Origin of the sequence: uncultured Winogradskyella sp. (assembly GCF_947495255.1) — a bacterium.
GTDB lineage: Bacteria > Bacteroidota > Bacteroidia > Flavobacteriales > Flavobacteriaceae > Winogradskyella.
In genome coordinates this window covers 271,865-292,117 of sequence record NZ_CANLYI010000005.1, presented here as the reverse complement: position 1 = coordinate 292,117, position 20,253 = coordinate 271,865, and the positions used below count along the sequence as shown (strand labels likewise).

19 protein-coding genes are annotated in these 20,253 nt (G+C 31.7%); 14 read left to right on the top strand and 5 right to left on the bottom strand.

The annotated features are described in order from the left end of the window. Positions 1 to 151: 151 nt before the first annotated feature. Both Q0807_RS09860 and Q0807_RS09855 read right to left on the bottom strand, forming a co-directional pair. Entirely contained in the window at positions 152 to 517 is a 366-nt protein-coding gene (locus Q0807_RS09860; protein WP_299109184.1) for an endonuclease domain-containing protein, read from the bottom strand. 186 nt (positions 518 to 703) lie between these two features. After that, on the bottom strand, positions 704 to 2,335 hold the full coding sequence (locus Q0807_RS09855) for an ABC-F family ATP-binding cassette domain-containing protein (protein ID WP_299109182.1): 1,632 nt from the start codon (positions 2,333 to 2,335) through the stop codon (positions 704 to 706). A 77-nt stretch (positions 2,336 to 2,412) separates the two neighbouring features. Here Q0807_RS09855 and Q0807_RS09850 point away from each other — a divergent pair, with 77 nt between their 5' ends. The 6 genes from Q0807_RS09850 to Q0807_RS09825 all read left to right on the top strand — a co-directional run bounded on the left by Q0807_RS09850 (position 2,413) and on the right by Q0807_RS09825 (position 8,812). Beyond that, positions 2,413 to 3,387: an L-threonylcarbamoyladenylate synthase gene (locus tag Q0807_RS09850; RefSeq protein WP_299109179.1), complete on the top strand. Its 975-nt coding sequence runs from the start codon at positions 2,413 to 2,415 to the stop codon at positions 3,385 to 3,387. Between the two features lie 160 nt (positions 3,388 to 3,547). Beyond that, complete coding sequence (locus Q0807_RS09845) at positions 3,548 to 4,453, top strand: nucleotidyltransferase domain-containing protein (protein ID WP_299109177.1); 906 nt, start codon at positions 3,548 to 3,550, stop codon at positions 4,451 to 4,453. Further along, on the top strand, positions 4,446 to 5,909 hold the full coding sequence (locus Q0807_RS09840; RefSeq protein ID WP_299109175.1) for a radical SAM protein: 1,464 nt from the start codon (positions 4,446 to 4,448) through the stop codon (positions 5,907 to 5,909). Before Q0807_RS09845 ends, Q0807_RS09840 begins: the two co-directional genes overlap by 8 nt. Further along, a complete protein-coding gene (locus tag Q0807_RS09835) occupies positions 5,902 to 6,678 on the top strand; it encodes a class I SAM-dependent methyltransferase (protein ID WP_299109173.1) in 777 nt (258 codons plus the stop codon). Before Q0807_RS09840 ends, Q0807_RS09835 begins: the two co-directional genes overlap by 8 nt. Further along, entirely contained in the window at positions 6,675 to 8,063 is a 1,389-nt protein-coding gene (locus Q0807_RS09830; protein WP_299109171.1) for a radical SAM protein, read from the top strand. The genes Q0807_RS09835 and Q0807_RS09830 overlap by 4 nt, the downstream gene beginning before the upstream one ends. Continuing rightward, positions 8,063 to 8,812 (top strand): bifunctional 2-polyprenyl-6-hydroxyphenol methylase/3-demethylubiquinol 3-O-methyltransferase UbiG, encoded by a 750-nt coding sequence (locus Q0807_RS09825; protein ID WP_299109169.1) that lies wholly within the window; start codon positions 8,063 to 8,065, stop codon positions 8,810 to 8,812. The genes Q0807_RS09830 and Q0807_RS09825 overlap by 1 nt, the downstream gene beginning before the upstream one ends. Here Q0807_RS09825 and Q0807_RS09820 read toward each other — a convergent pair. The 3 genes from Q0807_RS09820 to Q0807_RS09810 are packed head-to-tail and all read right to left on the bottom strand — an operon-like array spanning position 8,809 to position 11,773. Then, positions 8,809 to 9,945 (bottom strand): hypothetical protein, encoded by a 1,137-nt coding sequence (locus Q0807_RS09820; RefSeq protein WP_299109168.1) that lies wholly within the window; start codon positions 9,943 to 9,945, stop codon positions 8,809 to 8,811. The two genes, Q0807_RS09825 and Q0807_RS09820, sit on opposite strands and share 4 nt — an antisense overlap. A 39-nt stretch (positions 9,946 to 9,984) precedes the next feature. After that, on the bottom strand, positions 9,985 to 11,031 hold the full coding sequence (locus Q0807_RS09815; protein ID WP_299109167.1) for a glycosyltransferase family 2 protein: 1,047 nt from the start codon (positions 11,029 to 11,031) through the stop codon (positions 9,985 to 9,987). Beyond that, entirely contained in the window at positions 11,024 to 11,773 is a 750-nt protein-coding gene (locus Q0807_RS09810) for a hypothetical protein (RefSeq protein ID WP_299109165.1), read from the bottom strand. Before Q0807_RS09810 ends, Q0807_RS09815 begins: the two co-directional genes overlap by 8 nt. 285 nt (positions 11,774 to 12,058) lie before the next feature. Between Q0807_RS09810 and rplM the strand changes: the two genes are divergently transcribed. The 8 genes from rplM to Q0807_RS09770 all read left to right on the top strand — a co-directional run bounded on the left by rplM (position 12,059) and on the right by Q0807_RS09770 (position 20,190). Continuing rightward, complete coding sequence (gene rplM, locus Q0807_RS09805; RefSeq protein ID WP_299109163.1) at positions 12,059 to 12,514, top strand: 50S ribosomal protein L13; 456 nt, start codon at positions 12,059 to 12,061, stop codon at positions 12,512 to 12,514. Continuing rightward, complete coding sequence (gene rpsI / locus Q0807_RS09800) at positions 12,515 to 12,901, top strand: 30S ribosomal protein S9 (protein WP_020894710.1); 387 nt, start codon at positions 12,515 to 12,517, stop codon at positions 12,899 to 12,901. A 171-nt stretch (positions 12,902 to 13,072) separates the two neighbouring features. Beyond that, on the top strand, positions 13,073 to 13,870 hold the full coding sequence (gene rpsB, locus Q0807_RS09795) for a 30S ribosomal protein S2 (RefSeq protein WP_299109153.1): 798 nt from the start codon (positions 13,073 to 13,075) through the stop codon (positions 13,868 to 13,870). A gap of 82 nt (positions 13,871 to 13,952) precedes the next feature. Then, positions 13,953 to 14,927: a translation elongation factor Ts gene (gene tsf, locus Q0807_RS09790; protein WP_299109150.1), complete on the top strand. Its 975-nt coding sequence runs from the start codon at positions 13,953 to 13,955 to the stop codon at positions 14,925 to 14,927. 129 nt (positions 14,928 to 15,056) lie between these two features. Beyond that, positions 15,057 to 15,761, top strand: coding sequence for a UMP kinase (gene pyrH / locus Q0807_RS09785; protein ID WP_299109147.1), 705 nt, complete (start codon positions 15,057 to 15,059; stop codon positions 15,759 to 15,761). A 48-nt stretch (positions 15,762 to 15,809) separates the two neighbouring features. Beyond that, positions 15,810 to 16,364, top strand: a complete 555-nt coding sequence (gene frr, locus Q0807_RS09780; protein WP_299109144.1) for a ribosome recycling factor — start codon at positions 15,810 to 15,812, stop codon at positions 16,362 to 16,364. A 72-nt stretch (positions 16,365 to 16,436) separates the two neighbouring features. After that, positions 16,437 to 17,717 (top strand): DUF5686 family protein, encoded by a 1,281-nt coding sequence (locus tag Q0807_RS09775; protein WP_299109141.1) that lies wholly within the window; start codon positions 16,437 to 16,439, stop codon positions 17,715 to 17,717. Between the two features lie 64 nt (positions 17,718 to 17,781). Next, a complete protein-coding gene (locus Q0807_RS09770) occupies positions 17,782 to 20,190 on the top strand; it encodes an RND family transporter (protein ID WP_299109138.1) in 2,409 nt (802 codons plus the stop codon). Positions 20,191 to 20,253 lie beyond the last annotated feature (63 nt).

The following is a 20,253-nucleotide window of genomic DNA, read 5'->3' as shown; positions in this document are numbered from 1 at the left end:
TAAACGTCCTCTCAAAGAGACAATCCTTTCCAACAAACTTGAGTCTAAATCCTAATATTTATTTAACAATTCATAATCGAAAATCCTATAAATATTGTGTTTTCCTTTATCAAATGTCCCCTTGAGGGGACTTTAGGGGTGTTTGTAGTACCTATTCCGTTAGCTCCTTCACTTTTTCTTCAATAACCAACAACACACTAAACATATTCTTTTTTACTTCTTCGTTAGAAAATCTTAAAAAACTCACTCCATAAGCCTCTAATTCTCCTTGTCTTTTTGCATCATACAAAAAACTATGGTCGTGACTGTCACCATCAATTTCAATTACTAATCCTATTTCGTGACAATAAAAATCTGCTATGTAATTTAGCATAGGTACTTGCCTATGAAATTGAACTCCATAAGCACGTTGTTTTATATTTTGCCAAAGTAGAACTTCTGGTAAGGTGCTGTTTTTTCTTAGTTGCCTGGCTAGTAGTTTTAGTTTAGGGTTGTATGGGATTATTTTGTTTTTCATTGGTACTTGTAGAAGTTCCCATCATTTTTTACACCCCTAAAGTCCCCTCAAGGGGACAATCTAGACCGATAAAAAATTCTAGTAAAAGATAATAATTTGAATTGTTATCAACTAATAATCAACAGCTTATGCACTTCTATATTTATTCAAGATAACATTATTTAAAACAAAACTCTTAACCTTATCCTACAAATCCAAACCTTTCAAACTCTCAACACGATTCCTAATTAAGAAATCATCAATCGTCTCAAAGTGTTCTATAACGCGTTTTTCTTTAAACTCAAATACTTTATTAGAAAGGCCTTGTAGAAAATCTCTATCGTGAGACACGAGAATTAAAGTACCATCAAAATTTTGTAAGGCTTCTTTTAATACATCTTTAGATTTTAAATCTAAGTGATTGGTTGGCTCATCGAGAATCAATAAATTAACAGGTTCTAATAATAGTTTTACCATGGCTAATCTGGTTTTTTCTCCTCCAGACAACACACTTACTTTTTTCTCAATATCATCACCTCTAAACATAAAACCACCCAAAATATTTTTAATCTGAGTACGTACATCACCTTTAGCAACTTCATCTACCGTTTGAAAAACCGTTAAACCTTCATCTAACATGGCAGCTTGGTTCTGAGCAAAGTAACCCACTTTTACATTATGACCTAAAGCACAAGTACCTTCTACATCAATTTCGCCTAAAATAGCTTTAATCATTGTAGATTTCCCTTCTCCATTTCGACCTACAAAACACACCTTCTCGCCTCTTGCAATAGACATATTAGCATCTTTAAACACCACATGCGCATCATAAGATTTAGAAACATCCTTAACCGTTACAGGATAATCACCAGAACGTTGCGTTGGTGGAAATCTTAATTTTAAAGCCGACGTATCAATTTCATCAATTTCAATTTTTTCTAATTTCTCGAGCATACGTTCTCGCGATGATACTTGGTTCGTTTTAGAATATGTGCCTTTAAAGCGCTCAATAAATTGCATATTATCTGCAATATACTTTTGCTGTTCTTGGTAAGCTTTAACTTGATGTATGCGTCTATCTTCTCGCAACTGCAAGTAATGTGAGTAGTTGGCTTTGTAGTCGTAAATACGTCCCATAGTGACTTCTATAGTACGGTTGGTAATATTATCAATAAACGCTCTATCGTGAGAAATGACCAAAACGGCATTCGCTTTATTAACTAAAAAGTCTTCTAACCAAATTACAGATTCAATATCTATATGGTTAGTTGGCTCATCTAACAATATTAAATCTGGTTTCTGTAGTAATATTTTCGCCAGTTCTATTCGCATTCGCCATCCACCAGAAAACTCATCGGTTGGTCTTGTAAAATCTTCTTGTTTAAACCCTAAACCTTTTAAGGCTTTTTCTACTTCAGCATCATAGTTTACATCTTCTAAAGCATAGTAACTTTCACCTAAATCTGAGACACGCTCAATGATTTTCATGTATTCATCAGATTCGTAATCAGTTCTGGTTTCTAGTTGTTTGTTGAGCGCTTCCATTTCATCTCGCATTTCAAAAACATGAGCAAAGGCTTTAGACGCTTCTTCAAAAACCGTAGCGTTATCTTTAGTTAACAAATGCTGTGGCAAATAAGCGATAACAGTATCTTTTGGCGAACGTACATTGCCACGTGTGGCATTTTGAACACCAGCAATAATTTTCATCATGGTAGATTTTCCGGCGCCATTTTTGCCCATTAAGGCAATTTTATCATTCTCATTAATAGTGAAAGACACATCTTTAAAAAGTGTTTGTCCACTAAATTCTACGGCTAAATTATCTACTGAAATCATACTTTATTTTTTAAAGGTGCAAAACTACTAATAAATCTTTCGATTTTTTCAACTAATATTGCAGTCTGAAAGTTAATATGAGTATCATTTCTAAAGACATATCAAAAGCCATTCAACTTTTAACAGCTGAAGACATTGTTGCTATCCCAACTGAAACGGTTTATGGATTAGCAGGTAACATCTATAGCGAAAAAGCGATAAAGTCTATTTTTGAAACAAAGAAACGTCCGTTTTTTAATCCGCTTATTGTGCATATTCCTTCTATAGACCAACTTTCTGATATTGTAGCATACATCCCAGAAAAAGCCCAATTATTAGCCGAAGCGTTTTGGCCAGGACCTATAACGTTAGTCTTAAAAAAGAAAGCTATAATTCCTGATTTAATTACAGGAGGCAAAGATACGGTTGCCGTACGTGTACCTAATCATCCCACAACTTTAGAATTATTAAATCGCTTAAATTTCCCATTAGCTGCACCAAGTGCTAATCCTTTTAGTAGTATTAGTCCAACCACAGCACAACACGTAGAAACCTATTTTAAAAACAACATTAAAATGGTGTTAGATGGTGGTGCATGTACAAGTGGTATTGAATCTACAATCATTGGCTTTGAAAATGACGAACCTATTATATACCGATTAGGTTCTACGGCAATAGAAGCTATTGAAGCGGTCGTTGGTAAAATTGAAATAAAAAATACAGTTACCGAAGCGCCTAAACAAAAAACAATACCAGATGCGCCAGGTATGTTAGCGCGTCATTATGCTCCAAAAACCAAAACGGTTTTAACGGAGAACGTCCAAGAGACATTAGATTTGTATAAAAACAAACGCATTGGACTCATTACCTTCCAATCCGAAATAAATCATAAAATAATAGAAGTACAAATAGCACTTTCTAAATCTGGAGACTTAGAAGAATCAGCTTCAAACCTTTACGACATTTTACACCAGTTAGATAATATGCATCTCGATGTTATAATAGCCGAAAAACTGCCAGATTACGGTTTAGGAAAATCAATTAATGATAGGCTGACAAGAGCTACAAAATAGTTTATATAAAAAACATCTAATTTATCTTTATTTTAATCAGTAGTTTTTAAAGTTGTGTTGTTTTATAGACAACAATCAATGCTAACACTGAGGAATAAGCTATAATTTTATACTAATCTGAAAATATGCCTTATTTTTATAAAAATTCACCACGCTAAAGATGAATGCTTTAAAAGTCATAATCTATTTTTCCATTTTTAAATATCCTTTAACCAAAGAGGAAGTTTATTCATTTTCCTCGTCTCCTAATTTACAAGAAACAGAGCGTGAACTTGAAACATTACTTAATAAAAAAATCATCTTTAATTTAGGGGATTACTACTCTGACATTAATGATATAGCACTAGTTAACAGACGACTAAAGGGCAATAAAATGGCACGCGAGATTATGCCAAAAGCTTTAAAAAGAGCTAAGCTTATTATGTCATTTCCTTATGTAGAATCCGTTTGTTTATCAGGAGCATTAGCTAAAGATTACTATGATGATGATGGTGATATTGATTACTTTATTATTACCAAACCCAATAAATTATGGTTAGCAAGGACGTTTTTAATTCTATTTAAAAAACTGTTTCTTCTTAATTCTAACAAATATTTTTGCGTCAATTATTTTATAAGTTCCAATCATCTTAAAATTGATGAACAAAATAAATTTACAGCTACAGAATTAATAACATTAAAGCCAATTTATGGCAAAAAAATATTTAACAATTTCGTTTTAGAAAACCAATGGGTTTTAGATTATTACCCAAACAAAATTATAAACACAACGTCCCTTAAAGAGAATTTTAAAAAGCCGATTTGGAGTAGATCTTTAGAAGTTGTTTTCAATAATAAAATCGGAGAAAAATTAGATTATTATTTCAAAAAAATAACACTTAATAAGTGGAAATCTAAATTCAAAAATCTTAAGAAAAAAGAGTTTGAAGTCGCTATGAAATCTACTAATGATGTCTCTAAACATCATCCACAAAATTTTCAGACACGCGTCATTGTTTCGCTAAACGAACGCTATGATGATAAAAATAAAGCATTTAATCTAAACCTAACCATGGAACATGCTTAACGTAGTTTTTTCGCATTCTTATTACTATAAATTTGACCTTAAACAATGGAATAATAAAACACCTTATCCTCCATTAGGCACTTTATATGCTGCTTCTTATTTAAGACAAAATGGGTATAGTGTTGGTGTTTTTGACGCTAACCTGTTGGACGACCCAAAAACTATTGAACCTTATTTAAAAAAACATACTCCAACCACTTTTGTGCTTTACGATGATGGCTTTAACTATCTCACAAAAATGTGCTTAACCACCATGCGCGAAGCCGCTTTTCAAATGATAAAAATTGCTAAAAAGCAACATTGTAAAGTGGTAGTTTGCAGTTCGGATTCTACAGATCATTATGAAAAGTATTTAGATGCTGGAGCTGATTTTGTAATACAAGGCGAAGGTGAAATTACCTTAAAAGAACTTTTAGACACTTTAGAAAAACATGAAGACACCTCCGAAATTAAAGGGTTAATCTTTAAACATAAAGAAGAAATAATTAATAATCCGAAACGAACCGTTTTACGAGATTTAGATATTTTGCCTTTACCTGCTTGGGATTTAATTGACATTGATGCCTATAAAGATATTTGGAAAAGTGGAGGAAATGAATTCACTTTAAACATCGCCACCACTCGTGGTTGCCCTTTTAAATGTAATTGGTGCGCTAAACCTATTTATGGCAATCGCTACAATTCGCACTCACCAGAATATATTACAAAGCACATCAAATATTTATCGGAAACCTATGGTGTGAATCGTTTTTGGATGTGCGATGATATATTTGGATTGAAACCCAATTGGGTTCAGAATTTTAATATTGAACTTAAAAAAGAGAAACTTTACATTTCATATTATATTCAAAGTCGTGTTGATTTACTCTTAAAAGAAGATACTATTGGTGCTTTAGCAGAAAGCGGACTAAAAGAAGTTTGGGTTGGTGCAGAAAGTGGTTCTCAAAAGATTTTAGATGCCATGGATAAAGAAACCACTGTGGAACAAATCTATGAAGCTACCCAATTATTAAAAGCTAAAAATATACGTGTGGCATTCTTTATTCAGTTTGGCTATTTGGGTGAAACTAAAGCCGACATTGCAAAAACTATTGCCATGATTAAAGAATTGGCACCAGATAATATTGGAGTTTCGGTTTCCTATCCGCTTCCTGGAACCCCATTTTACGATAAAGTAAAAGACGATTTAAAACTTAAAGCCAACTGGACAGACTCTGATGATTTAGCGATGCTTTTTAAAGGCACTTACAGCTCTAAATATTATAAAAAATTGCAACGCTATGTACATAAGGAATATCGAAAAAGTCAAGCGTTTCAAAATTTGAAAACATTAATTAAAAATCCTTTTAAGTTATCGCAACCTCAATGGCGATCAATTGTGCTATTAGGCTATTATTTGCCTTCTGCTTTTTTAGATAAAATACAACTTAAAAACATGGAACTGTCTAATGATTAATGATTTTGATAGTGCTTCTAGTAAGTATGATGCTAAGTTTACGTTTTCTAATATTGGAAAGGCACAGCGACGCATGGTTTTAAAGTATCTCAATCCTATAATTCATCAAGATAAAAAGCTTTCGATTTTAGAATTGAATTGTGGAACTGGAGAAGATGCTATTCAATTTTCAAAATTAGGACATCATGTTATTGCTACAGATATTTCTAAAGGCATGATAAACGTAGCAAAAGCAAAATCTAAAAATGTCAGTTTCCAAATTCAAGATATAAACACTTTGCATGAAAACTCATTTGAGACAAAATTCGATTTAATTTTTTCAAATTTTGGAGGCTTTAATTGTTTATCAACAACCGAAATTGAAACTTTTTTTAAAACAGCAAGTCATTTGCTTCATCCTAATGGGAAGATAGTTTTAGTGATTATGCCGAAACATTGTTTGTGGGAAAAACTATATTTTTCACTTAAAGGTGATTTTAAAAATGCTAAAAGAAGGCAATCAACAGCATCTGTTTTTGCTAATGTAGATGGCATAAAAGTTAAAACGTGGTATTATAATCCTGAAGATATTCTGCAGCGTTCTAAATCATCGTTTAAGAAAGAAAACATAAAACCGATAGGATTTGCTATACCTCCTTCTTATCTTGAAAAATCATTTTTATCTAAACAACCTTTTTTATCCATTTTAAAAAGTGTTGACACTATAATGACAGGATCATTTTGGCCTAAATATGCTGATCACTTTTTAATAGAACTCACTAAACTATGAGTATTATACTCACACATACTTATTATCTTCTTGAAGATGACAAGGAACAGAAAATTATGAAACCCTATGCACCACTTGGGTTATTATATATTTCTGCTTACTTAGATGAGAATTCTATTGAAAACCATGTCTATGATTCCACTTTTTATTCTAAAGCAGAACAACTGGCTTTTATAGAAGAAAAACAACCTAAAGCTGTCGCGATTTACACCAATTTAATGACAAAAATTAATGTGATTAAATTAGTAAAAATCCTTAAAAGCGACGCTAAATATGGTTTTCCAAAACTAATTTTAGGAGGTCCAGATATTACCTATAATTGCAAAAACTATCTCAATACTGGTGTTGATTTTCTCATCATTGGAGAAGGCGAACAAACCACTTTAGAATTATATAATGCTATTGCAAATAATGAAGACTTTAGCGCAATTACAGGTATGGCTTACTTAGAAAACGGAAACGTTATAAAAACGCCTCCAAGAGCTAAAATGAAAGACCTATCAGATTTGCCCTTGCCTAACAGAGCTGCTATTCCTGTAGAAAAATATTTAAGTACTTGGAAAACACATCATGGCCAAAGCTCCATGACTATAAGCACACAGCGTGGTTGTCCATACACGTGTAAATGGTGCAGTACTGCTGTCTACGGACAAAGTTACAGAAGACGACCAGCAGAAATGGTGGCTGCAGAAATGCGGATGCTAAAAGACACTTATAATCCGGATGGTATTTGGTTTGTAGATGATGTGTTTTCTGTGAGCCATAAATGGATAAGAGAATTTCATAAAGAAGTCCTTAAACAAGATGCTATAATTCCTTTTGAATGTATTACCAGAGCAGAACGACTCAATGACGAAATTTTGCAATTATTAAAAGAAGCAGGCTGTTTTAGAATTTGGATTGGTGCAGAAAGTGGTTCTCAAAAAATCATTGATGCTATGGATAGACGTGTCGATGTAGATGTTGTAAAGTCTGCGATTCAAAATACGAATGCATTAGGTATGGAAACCGGTACTTTTATTATGGTTGGTTATCCTGGGGAAGATGAAAAAGATATTAATGAAACCATTACCTATTTAAAAGCTGCCAACCCAACACACTTTACAATTACTGTAGCATACCCAATAAGAGGCACATCTTTATATAACGAAATTAAAGATAAAATAACGGTGCAACCTAATTGGGAAACTTCAACAGATAGAGATATTGATTTTACAAGAACTCATTCTCGAAAGTATTATGATTATGCAGTGAGACGCATTGTAAACGAGGTAAATTATACTAAGGAAATTTTAAAAGGACCTGATAAAAACCTTTTAACGACTTTTAAATTAAAAACGAAATCTATTTTAGCACAAACTGCTATGAAATTATATAGAGGATAATGGATTTTAGTAAATCACATATAAAAAACAAGGTTATTTATCTTACGGAAGCGACTAATTTATTCTCTGATATTTACATTGCTGTTAGAGATAAAGAACAACGTGTTTTAACAGATAATGACGTTGCATTATTACCTTATATTAAGCGGAATGAATGGGAGTTTAGAATAAAATCTACCGAGCGATTTATAAATTACATAAGCTCTAAGAATGAAGCCTTAAATATTCTAGATATTGGTTGTGGCAATGGTTGGTTTACGAATGCAATAGCTGCTGTTTCTGAAAAAAATGAAGTCATTGGACTAGATGTAAATAGTGAAGAATTAGAACAAGCTGCTCGTGTTTTTGAAAGACAAAATTTAAAATTTGTTTATTGTGATATTTTTAAAATTGAAGATGCTTTTATTCGCCAATTCGATATCATTACACTAAATAGTTGTGTTCAATATTTTTCAGATTTTAAAGTCTTGTTTTCTACCCTAAAATCGTTTTTAAAACCAACTGGAGAAATTCATATTATTGATAGTCCGTTTTATAAAAACGATGCCATTACTGAAGCTAAAAAAAGAACGCTTAATTATTATACATCCATAGGATTTCCTGAAATGGCATCTAATTATTTTCATCATTCTGTTGATGATATTCTAGAATTCAAAACATTATATTCGAATAAAAATAAATTTCTAAATAAAATTTTACTTAAAAAGGATTCGCCTTTTCCGTGGTTATGTTACCTAAATAAAGATTAATTCAACCTACGATATAAATAATAACACGAGGTTTCATGAATTATTATTGAACTTATAATTCCGTAAACACCAAAAAGCTTTCCAAATACCACAACACCAATTACTAAAGTAAACAGATGCACCTTAGAAATATAAAAGATAGTTTTAAATCTCTTAAATTTAAAACACAATAGTTGAAAAGGTGTACTTAAAATAATAGGTATAAATGACACAATTGCCAGTAATAAATAATATGGCATTTCTGCGCTGAACTTTTCAATTATAATGGCTTTGAATAAAAAGATAAAAGCCACCGAACCTAGAATAATAGCAAATGTTATTTTCTGAAAAACAGGAATAGACTTTAATACAATAGTTCTGCTATCATTTTTATGCCAAGTTTCTGGCAATACACTAAAAAACAAGTTACCAGAAATACCTCTCACTAGCATCAACATTTTTTCTACAACAGAAATAACACCTGCTATATAAGCTCCAAAAAATAAATGCGACAACGGAATGGTAATCATTATAATTAAAGCATTTACCGATTGTATATAAAATGGCAAACGCTCTCTCTTTAAAAATTTAAAAAGTTTTGATACTTTAATAAATTTAAAACCAATAGACCATTTTATTTGTTTTAAAACAATTACAGAGATTAATAATTCAGAGCAACCAATAATAAAATTTGTCCATTGATATGTTGCTTTGGTAACAAATAAAAAAACAATAATAAACGATAATAAACGTATGCAAAAGTTATAAATCAGTAATAATCTATTTTTAGACAACACTATGAAATAAGCACTTGGATTAAATAATTTACCTATTAAAATCATCAATGATAGTGCAGCAACCTCTGATAAAAAACCAATACATATTATAGTAATGAAAGCGACAATACCTGCTACGAAAAAACGAATTTGCAACAACCTATTCCAATATACAAATAGAATGCGTTGGCTTTTTAATTTTTCGGCAATAGGAATTAATATCGTAGGGAAGTTATAGTTACTTATGCTGGCCAAAATTGAAAATACCATCTGCCAAGACATAATAACACCTACAGTTGAGATGCTTAATCTATCTATTAATAATAAATATAATGCAATGGGAAATACAGAATTCACAACTTGCACTATACTGAGCAAACTAAAACGTTTTATTAATAAATGATTTATCTCCATATATTAATCAACGTCTTTTAATTTCTTTATATGTTGAATACTCTTTTTCTTGAATAGACTAAGTAACAAGTTAACATTAGACCAACCTATATATTTGGGCAGCGTTAATAAATATATTTGAACCGTTTTTTTAAAATTAAACTTTATCGATTCATTCTTTATATTTTTTCTAAATTTTCCAAAGACTATCTGAAATGTATCTTGAACTTCTTTTATGTTTAAAATTTTATCATTATCAATAATTTGAATTAAATAAGTGATTATAAAAAAATCTAATGTATTCTTAAATACACTTTTTTTATAAAAAGAATTTTGATTACATCTTTCAATTATATCTAACTCTACATTGAATAAATAATAGACATCCTCGATTCTTTTTTTCTCTAAAACTCGTCTTGTAATCGATGATTTTCTAGCATAATTAATAACTAATTTTTCATGAATAAAATCTACAGTTTTAGATAAAAACAAGAATTCTATTAAAAAGGGTCTATCATCAAACCAAAGACCTTTGTTAAAACTAATTTCTTTTGCGATTTCTGTTTTAAAGAGTTTTGCCCAAATAGTTTCCTGTATTTTTTCCGTATACATTAAATGAGCCAATTCTTGCGTAGATGTAATATTTAAGAATGCCTTATTCCATTTGGTTGTTAGTTCGTTATTCCCTATTTCATCTACAGCTTTAAAATCACTAATAATTAAATCTATATTTTGCTCTTGCGTTTTATTGTAAAACTGAAGCATCATATGCGCCTCAAGTTCATCATCCGCATCTAAAAATGTAACATATCTTCCTGTTGCATTTTTTAAACCTAAGTTTCTAGCCTCTGCGTGTCCTAAGTTTACGGTAGAAATAAGTTTTACATCATTAAATTTAGACACGTACTTCTCTGCAATTTCTAATGACAAATCTGTTGACCCATCATTAATCAATATAATCTCAAAGTTTTTGTAGGTTTGATTTAAAATAGAATCTAAGCATCTAGATAATAGAATCTCCTCATTATAAAATGTAGTAATTAATGATATCGGAATTTGATTACTAATCATTACTATTAAATTTTATTAATTTTTTCAACGTATTAAGCATTGCCGCATTTATTTTCTTCATTTCTTTTGGTGGAATCCATTGATTATTAAATAAGCCATCTGCAGCAATCAAAACACAAAACGCATTCAAAGCGTAAAACTGAGAAAAGGCGTAAATAGCCGCACATTCCATATCTACGAAGTCAGCACCTTTTTCCCTGTAGATATTTATTAAACTTGGAGTTTCTCTAAACGGTACATCTGTACTCCAACATGTAACATTCTTTAAATTTAATTGAGTTCTTAACTTTACAAACCAATCATTATTATTTGGTATAAAATTATCCTTGGCACTATAAAAGATAGAGCAGCCAGTTGTAGAGAATGCTTTATCTACAATACAGCTTTCACCTTCAGTCATCTTGTTATTTAATCTACCCGCAAAACCAATAAAAACAAAATCTGTAACACCTAAAACCCTTAACTCTTCCATTAAACTAACAATTGCAGGAGCTCCATTTCCAAAACCAGTGCACATTAAAAGAGACTTAGATAACAAATAGTTTTTTCCTGTTAAGCCTTTGAGTGTTTTAGAAAAAAGTCTTGTCCTTTTACTTATAATATTGGTATGGGTTAGTATTGCTGTTTTTGGTAAACTTTTAAAGTTATAGGAATTATTTTGTTTCTTCCAAGTCACAAGGTCCAAAATATCTAATGTAGATTTTTCTTTATAAAAAGCATCTTCTGGAGTTTTAAATAACACGTTTGTTGTTTTATATACGCTAAAAAGCAATTGATTTGTAAATATATAAAAGGCATCTGAACTTAATGCTTAAATAAATACAATTACAAATTAAGAAAATAGATTCAAGCATGATTTTACTCTAGGTCAATTTCTATAGATTATTACTAAACTGATTCTCAGCACAAAAAAACCTTAATCTAGGTTTGGTAATCTCAGAGTTTATCGTAAATTTGCAAACTCTTTTTTAAGAAGAGGAATGTTTAATCTATTGTGCTTTACGGCACAATTACAAATCAAATTAGTGTGGATACATTAAGCTACAAAACAGTTTCAGCAAACAAAGCTACCGTTAATAAGGAGTGGGTTTTAGTTGATGCTGAAGGACAAACTTTAGGTCGCTTAGCTTCGAGAGTAGCAATACTTTTAAGAGGTAAGCACAAACCTAACTTTACGCCACACGTTGATTGCGGTGACAATGTAATAGTTGTTAATGCTGAAAAAATCAACTTAACTGGTAACAAATGGACGGAAAAAAGTTACATCCGTCACACAGGTTATCCAGGTGGACAAAGAAGTTTGACAGCTACTGAATTATTTGGGAAAGACCCAAACAGATTGGTAGAGAAGTCAGTGAAAGGAATGTTACCTAAAAACAAATTAGGTGCAGCTCTTTTCAGAAATTTAACTGTTGTTACAGGTACAGAGCATGCTCATGCAGCTCAAAAACCTAAAACAATGAAATTAAACGAAATTAACTAAATGGAAGTAATTCACAAAATTGGCCGTAGAAAGACGGCTGTTGCTCGTGTGTACGTTGCCGAAGGTAGTGGCAAAATCACAGTGAACAAAAAAGACATGGCGGATTATTTTACTACTGCAACATTGCAGTATAAAGTAAACCAACCTTTAGCCTTGACTAACAATGATGGCAACTTTGATATTACTGTTAACGTATATGGAGGTGGTATCACCGGCCAGGCAGAAGCAATACGTTTAGGCCTTTCTCGCGTTATGTGCGAGTTAGATCCTGAAAACAGATTAGTATTAAAGCCAGAAGGTCTATTAACTAGAGATCCAAGAATGGTGGAAAGAAAGAAATTCGGACAGAAGAAAGCCCGTAAGAAATTCCAATTCTCGAAACGTTAATATCCAAACAACACTTAATTCAGAACTTGATTTCTCAGGTTCTGAATTATTTTATTTTATTGATAAGATTCTGAAACACTTTCGGAACTTAAAGTTTAGCATCTAAATGAAGCCAACGGCAAAAGCCAAATGGAACATTGCTAATTTAACAGAACGTAAACTATTTACAAAATGGAAAAAATTGAAGTAAAAGAATTACTTGAAGCAGGTGTACACTTCGGTCACCTTACTCGTAAGTGGAACCCAAACATGGCTCCTTACATCTATATGGAACGTAATGGTATCCATATTATCAACCTTTACAAAACAGCAGCAAAAATTCAAGAAACTTCTGAAGCTCTAGCTAAAATAGCAGCATCAGGAAAGAAAATCTTATTCGTTGCAACAAAAAAACAAGCTAAAGACATCGTAGCTGAGAAAGCAGGTGCTGTAAACCAACCTTATATTACAGAGCGTTGGCCTGGTGGAATGTTAACTAACTTTGTAACTATCAGAAAAGCCGTAAAGAAAATGGCTGCTATTGATAGAATGAAAAAAGATGGTACATTTAACTCTTTATCTAAAAAAGAACGTTTACAAGTTGATCGTTTACGTGCAAAATTAGAAAAGAATTTAGGTTCTATTTCTGATATGACACGTTTACCAGGTGCTATATTCGTAGTTGATATTATGCGTGAGCATATTGCAATTAAAGAAGCTCAAAAATTAAATATCCCAATCTTTGCGATGGTAGATACTAACTCTGACCCACGTGAAGTAGATTATTTAATTCCTGCTAACGATGATGCTTCAAAATCAGTAGATAAAATTTTATCTATTGTAACATCTGCAATCGCTGATGGCTTAAACGAAAGAAAAGCTGAACGTGCAGAAAAAGATGCAAAATCTCAAAAACCTGAAGCTAAAGCAGCAGCAAAACCAGCTAAAAAAGCTGAAAAAGCTCCAGAAGCAGCTCAAGAAGAAGAATAAATAACATTTATACAATATTAAAAGTCATTTGGTTCTTTTCATTTTGAAAATTAATTAAATGACTTTTTAAATTTTAAAAACTATGGAAAATACTGTAAAAGTTACAGCAGCAGAAGTAAACAAGCTAAGACAAGCAACTGGTGCTGGTATGATGGATTGTAAAAAAGCTTTAGTTGAAGCTGGTGGTGATTTTGATAAAGCCATTGAAGTATTACGTAAAAAAGGACAAAAAGTTGCAGAAAAAAGAGCCGACAGAGACTCTTCTGAAGGTGCTGCAATCGCAAAAATAAATGCTGATAACACTTCTGGTGTTGCTATCGTTTTAGGTTGTGAAACTGATTTTGTTGGTAAAAACGAAAACTTCGTAGCATTAGCTAACCAATTAGCAGATATCGCTTTAAACCATGACACAAAAGAAGCATTTTTAGCTGCTGACTTTGGTGGAATGACTGTTGCTGAAAAATTAATTGAGCAAACAGGAGTTATTGGTGAAAAATTAGACATTACTTCTTTTGAAAAATTAGAAGCACCATACGTAGGTCAATACGTTCACATTAACAAAATTGCTGCTTTAGTTGGTTTATCTGCCAAAGTTGATAACGTTGAAACTTTAGTGAAAGACGTTGCAATGCAAGTAGCTTCAATGGGAGCAACTACATTATCTTACAAAGATTTTGAGCCTGCTTTTATAGCATCAGAAACTGAAGCTCGTATTGCTGTTATTGAAAAAGACAATATTGAATTAGGTCGTTTAGGTAAAACATTGAAAAATGTACCTAGCTATATTTCTATGGCTCAATTAACTCCTGAAGTTATTGCTGAAGCTGAAGAAACTGCAAAAGCAGAATTAAAAGCTGAAGGAAAGCCAGAACAAATCTGGGATAGAATTTTACCAGGTAAAATGGAACGTTTCATTTCTGACAATACAACTTTAGATCAAGAAAAATGTTTATTGGACCAAAAGTTTATTAAAGATGAAAAGCAAACTGTTGCTGCATACGTAAAAACTTACGGTGATGTTGCAGTTACAGGATTTAAACGCGCAACTGTTGGATAATTTATAATATTCAATTACCTTATTATAATAAAAAAGGCTTCTCAATATTGAGAAGCCTTTTTTTTGCTTTTTTTTCACTTTTACAGATGCTAATAATTACGTAGCTTTGCTCAACTTTTAATCTATATAATGAAATATAAAAGAGTACTTCTAAAATTATCTGGTGAAGCCTTAATGGGAAACCGTCAATATGGTATTGATCCAGAACGCTTATCAGAATATGCACAAGACATTAAAGAAATCACTGACTTAGGTGTAGAAGTTGCCATAGTTATTGGTGGCGGAAATATATTTAGAGGTGTAGCAGGTGCTATGAATGGTATGGATCGTGTACAAGGTGACCATATGGGCATGTTAGCCACTGTTATTAATGGCTTGGCTTTACAAAATGCATTAGAAGACGCTGACGTAAAAACACGCTTGCAAACTGCCATTAAAATTAACGAAGTGGCAGAACCATTTATTAGAAGAAAAGCAATGAGCCACTTAAGAAAAGGCAGAGTTGTAATTTTTGGAGGTGGAACAGGTAATCCGTATTTCACAACAGATTCAGCAGCCGTTTTACGTGCTATTGAAATTGAAGCAGATGTTATTTTAAAAGGAACTCGTGTAGATGGAATCTATACGGCTGATCCAGAAAAAGATTCCAATGCAATAAAATTCGATAATATTTCATTTAAAGATGTTTTAAGCAAAGGCCTAAAAGTAATGGATACAACTGCCTTTACTTTAAGTCAAGAAAACAACTTACCAATTATTGTTTTTGATATGAACAAAAGAGGAAACTTATTAAAAGTAATCTCTGGAGAAAACATAGGTACTAAAGTCAAATAAGAGGTTTTGGCTTAAATTTTGATAACTTAACATTAAAATTTCAACATTATGAACGAAGACATAAAATTTATAATAGACTCAGCAAAAGAAGCTATGGACAATGCTATGAAGCATTTAGAAAAGCAACTTGCAAATATTAGAGCTGGTAAAGCTAGCCCTGCAATGTTAGGTAGCGTTATGGTAGATTATTATGGTTCTCAAACACCATTAAGCCAAGTTGCAAATGTTAATACTCCAGATGGTAGAACAATTACAGTTCAACCTTGGGAAAAATCAATGCTTCAAGAAATTGAACGTGGTATTATGTTAGCTAACCTAGGCTTTAACCCTATGAATAATGGTGATACTATTATAATTAATGTACCACCTTTAACAGAAGAACGCAGACGTGATTTAGCAAAGCAAGCAAAGTCTGAGGCTGAAGATGCCAAAATTGGAATTAGAAATGCTCGTAAAGATGCAAATCACGACATTAAAGATTCAGATGTATCTGAAGATCTTCAAAAGAATGCAGAAGGTGATATTCAAAAATTAACGGATGCTTACGTTAAGAAAATTGACGACACCTTAGTTGTTAAGGAGAAAGAAATTATGACTGTATAATTATATAACTTCATCATTAAACATCCCAATATTTTTTGGGATGTTTTTTTTAAATCAATTTAAAGGTCCAAAATGTTAAAACATCTACTCGTTGTTTTTCTTTTAACGTTTATAACGTTTAGCTATGCGCAACAACCACCTACCTTAGAAAAAGACTCTACGGACCAGGCGAGGGATTCCATAAAGAAAACTCAATTTGTAAAAAATATAGGAAACGGATTTCTACCTTTTAATTATTTTAATCTCGATTTAAGATACCTCATTAAATTCAATCAATATGAAGGATTTAGAACAGGTTTAGGTGGTGTAACAAACGATAGGTTTTCAGAACGCTATCGATTAGATGGTTACCTTGTTTATGGGTTTAGAGACAAAGCCTTAAAATATAAAATCGGAGGAGGTTTTAGAGTTCATGAGGCTTCAAATACTTGGATAAATCTATCTTATGTTGACGATTTACAAGAAACTGGTAGTTCCAAATTTCTAACAGACAAACGATTTTTCTCTTTTTTTGAACCGCGTTTAATAAATATTAATTTATTTCATAGACATATTACAAAGTCAATTGGTATACAACATAAAGTATCTAACCATTTACTTTCAGAGACACAACTAGCAGTTTCAAAAGTAACACCGACTTACAATTATAATTATGTTACCGGTGGCGAAACTTATAAAAATTTTGATATAAGTTCTATTAAAATGAGCTTACAATGGAGTCCTTTTAGCCATTTCTCTATAATAGATGACAAGGTTAAAGAAACAAAAGATGGTTATCCAAAATTTACGTTTCAATTCACCCAAGGCTATAAGTCAGTTTTTGGAAGTGACTTCGATTTTGCAAAACTAGATTTTAGAACCATACATCAATTCATTCATAAAAATGAAGACGTTACTAAAATAACTTTAGTTGCTGGTATTGCAGGAGGAGATGCTCCCTTAACACATTTGTACCATGCATATCCAAATAATATAAACAAAGAAACTATACTTAATCGTTTTTCGGTATCAGGCTTAAATAGCTTTGAAACAATGTACTTTAATGAATTTTTTAGTGATAAATTCTCAACATTACAATTAAAACATTCGTTTAAGCCGTTTAATATCACAGAACGTTTTCAACCACAATTAGTCTTAATTTCTCGCTTTGCCATTGGCGAAATGAAAAGTATTAACAACCACAGAGAAATAGAATTTAATACCTTGGAAAAACTTTACTCCGAATCTGGTATAGAAATCAATAAGCTATTTTTTGGTTTCGGTTTAAGCTTTGCTTATCGCTATGGAGCTTATCACTTGCCAAAATTAGAAGATAATATGGCTTTTAAGTTTACGTTTAATATTTCATTATAATCCAAATAATTACCTAACAAATCATTAGGTTTTTTCTACCTTTGCGGCTTATTTAAATTGGCGCATGATTAAACTTTTAACCACAGGATTTTGGGAAGCCATCGCAAGGCTCATTCTTCGCAATAAGATTTTTATACTTATAGCTATTATACTGACTACAGTGTTTTTTAGTTTGCAATGGAAACACATGCGTTTTACTTTTACAGAAGCTAACCTTCTACCAGATGACCATGAAGTAAATCTTGTCTATAATGATTTTTTAGAAGTCTTTGGTGAAGAAGGAAATCTTATTGTATTAGGCGTTAAAGATTCTAGTTTGTTTTCTGTTAAAGAACTTAATGCATGGAATAAACTTGGTGATTCTTTTAAAAGTTATGATGCCGTTGAGTCTGTTCTATCTATAAAAGACCTTCAGAAACTTGTTAAAAACAACGAGAAGAAACAATTTGACTTAGAACCTTTTATTAAAGATTCTATTCATAGCCTTGCAGAAATAGATAAACTTCAAAACGAATTATTTAAACAATATCCGTTCTATGATAACTTTTTGTTTAATGCCGAAACGAAAACAATTCGTACTGCTATTTATTTAAAGAAGGATATTGTTAATACGTCTGCTAGGAAAGATTTCGTTATTGATGATTTCTTACCAAAAATAGATGCTTTTGAGGCTGAAACAGGACTTGACGTTCGTGTTTCAGGAATGCCTTACATCAGAACTTTAAATGCTCAGAATATTGTAGATGAAATTCCAATTTTTATTGGTGCAGCGCTTTTTGTGACTTCATTTATATTCTTCTTATTCTTTAGATCTTTTAGAGCCACATTTATTTCACTAATAGTTGTATGTTTTGGAGTTATGTGGACCTTTGGAATCTTAGGTCTTTTAGGTTATGAAATTACAGTTCTTACAGCTTTAATTCCACCATTAATTATCGTTATTGGTATTCCTAACTGTATTTTCTTAATTAACAAATACCAGCACGAAGTAAAATTACATGGTAACAAAATTAAATCACTACAGCGCGTTATTACAAAAGTGGGTAACGCAACGTTAATGACCAACGTTACTACAGCTTCTGGTTTTGCTACATTTATTTTTACACAAAGTAAATTATTAAAGGAGTTTGGTATTGTTGCTTCGTTGAGTATTGTTGCAATTTTTATTTTATGTCTACTTATAATTCCTATTCTATATACCTTTTTACCTTATCCAAAAGCACGTCACCTAGAACATTTAAATAAACGCTGGATTAGTGCCTTTGTTAACTGGATGGTAAGAATGGTGAAAGACAGAAAAATCACCATTTATGGTACAGCCGTTGTTTTAATCATTTGTAGTATTATAGGAATTTACCAAATTAAAATATCAGGAAGTCTTATTGAAGACATGCCTCAAGACACAGAATTCTTTAAAGATATTCGGTTTTTTGAATCTGAATTCGATGGTATTATGCCATTAGAAATTATGATTGATACGAAGCGTAAAAAAGGTGTTATGAAGTTAGCAACTTTAAAACGCATGGAACAATTAGAAGAAGTTATAGATGAAATCCCAGAGTTATCACGTCCTATTTCTGTAGTTAGTTTAGTAAAATATAGCAAGCAAGCGTACTATAACGGTAATCCTAAATACTATCAATTACCAACAAGTCAAGAAAATAGTTTTATTCTATCTTATGCTAAAAACTCAACTTCAGATGTTGATTTATTAAGCAGTTTTGTAGATAGTACAGGTCAATATGCTCGTATTACAACCTTTATGAAAGATATTGGAACTGCTAAAATGGAGCGTATTCAAGAAGATCTTCAAACTAAAATAGACAAAGTATTTCCTAGTGAACGTTACCACGTAATAATGACAGGTAAAGCATTAGTATTTCAGAAAGGAACAAAGTATTTGGTTAAAAACTTAATCATATCATTGACCTTAGCGATTGTATTAATTGCCCTATTTATGGCATACCTTTTCCGTTCGTTTAGAATGATAATTGTATCGCTTATCCCTAACCTTCTGCCTCTTTTAGTAACAGCAGGTTTAATGGGTTATCTTGGCGTACCGATTAAACCTTCAACCATTTTAGTATTTAGTATTGCATTTGGTATTTCTGTGGATGATACCATTCACTTTTTAGCAAAATACAGACAAGAATTACAAGCCAATAATTGGAAAATTAGAAAATCAGTTTACGCAGCTCTAAGAGAAACTGGTGTGAGTATGATATATACATCTATTGTATTATTCTTCGGGTTTTCAGTATTTACAATTTCAAGCTTTGGTGGTACAGTAGCATTAGGTGCTTTAGTATCTATAACTTTATTATTCGCAATGCTTTCTAACTTACTGTTATTACCTTCGCTGTTGTTATCTTTGGAGCGAAATATTGCAAATAAAGAAGTATTAAGAGAGCCTTCAATAAATATTATTCCTTCGGAAGATGAAGCCGAAGACAACACAGAACAAAAAGAATAACATTAATCAATGAATTTTAAAAATGAACTTAAAGTAAATTCTGCTTTATGGTTAATTTTAATG

Bases quoted from the DNA above. Each gene is read 5' to 3' on its own strand.
- rpsB (WP_299109153.1), top strand. From the start codon at position 13,073: ATGGAAAAAATTGAAGTAAAAGAATTACTTGAAGCAGGTGTACACTTC.
- Q0807_RS09825 (WP_299109169.1), top strand. From the start codon at position 8,063: ATGGATTTTAGTAAATCACATATAAAAAACAAGGTTATTTATCTTACG.
- Q0807_RS09830 (WP_299109171.1), top strand. From the start codon at position 6,675: ATGAGTATTATACTCACACATACTTATTATCTTCTTGAAGATGACAAG.
- pyrH (WP_299109147.1), top strand. From the start codon at position 15,057: ATGAAATATAAAAGAGTACTTCTAAAATTATCTGGTGAAGCCTTAATG.
- rpsI (WP_020894710.1), top strand. From the start codon at position 12,515: ATGGAAGTAATTCACAAAATTGGCCGTAGAAAGACGGCTGTTGCTCGT.
- Q0807_RS09850 (WP_299109179.1), top strand. From the start codon at position 2,413: ATGAGTATCATTTCTAAAGACATATCAAAAGCCATTCAACTTTTAACA.
- Q0807_RS09775 (WP_299109141.1), top strand. From the start codon at position 16,437: ATGTTAAAACATCTACTCGTTGTTTTTCTTTTAACGTTTATAACGTTT.
- Q0807_RS09835 (WP_299109173.1), top strand. From the start codon at position 5,902: ATGATTAATGATTTTGATAGTGCTTCTAGTAAGTATGATGCTAAGTTT.
- tsf (WP_299109150.1), top strand. From the start codon at position 13,953: ATGGAAAATACTGTAAAAGTTACAGCAGCAGAAGTAAACAAGCTAAGA.
- Q0807_RS09840 (WP_299109175.1), top strand. From the start codon at position 4,446: ATGCTTAACGTAGTTTTTTCGCATTCTTATTACTATAAATTTGACCTT.
- frr (WP_299109144.1), top strand. From the start codon at position 15,810: ATGAACGAAGACATAAAATTTATAATAGACTCAGCAAAAGAAGCTATG.
- Q0807_RS09845 (WP_299109177.1), top strand. From the start codon at position 3,548: ATGAATGCTTTAAAAGTCATAATCTATTTTTCCATTTTTAAATATCCT.
- Q0807_RS09860 (WP_299109184.1), bottom strand. From the start codon at position 517: ATGAAAAACAAAATAATCCCATACAACCCTAAACTAAAACTACTAGCC.
- Q0807_RS09855 (WP_299109182.1), bottom strand. From the start codon at position 2,335: ATGATTTCAGTAGATAATTTAGCCGTAGAATTTAGTGGACAAACACTT.
- Q0807_RS09770 (WP_299109138.1), top strand. From the start codon at position 17,782: ATGATTAAACTTTTAACCACAGGATTTTGGGAAGCCATCGCAAGGCTC.
- Q0807_RS09815 (WP_299109167.1), bottom strand. From the start codon at position 11,031: ATGATTAGTAATCAAATTCCGATATCATTAATTACTACATTTTATAAT.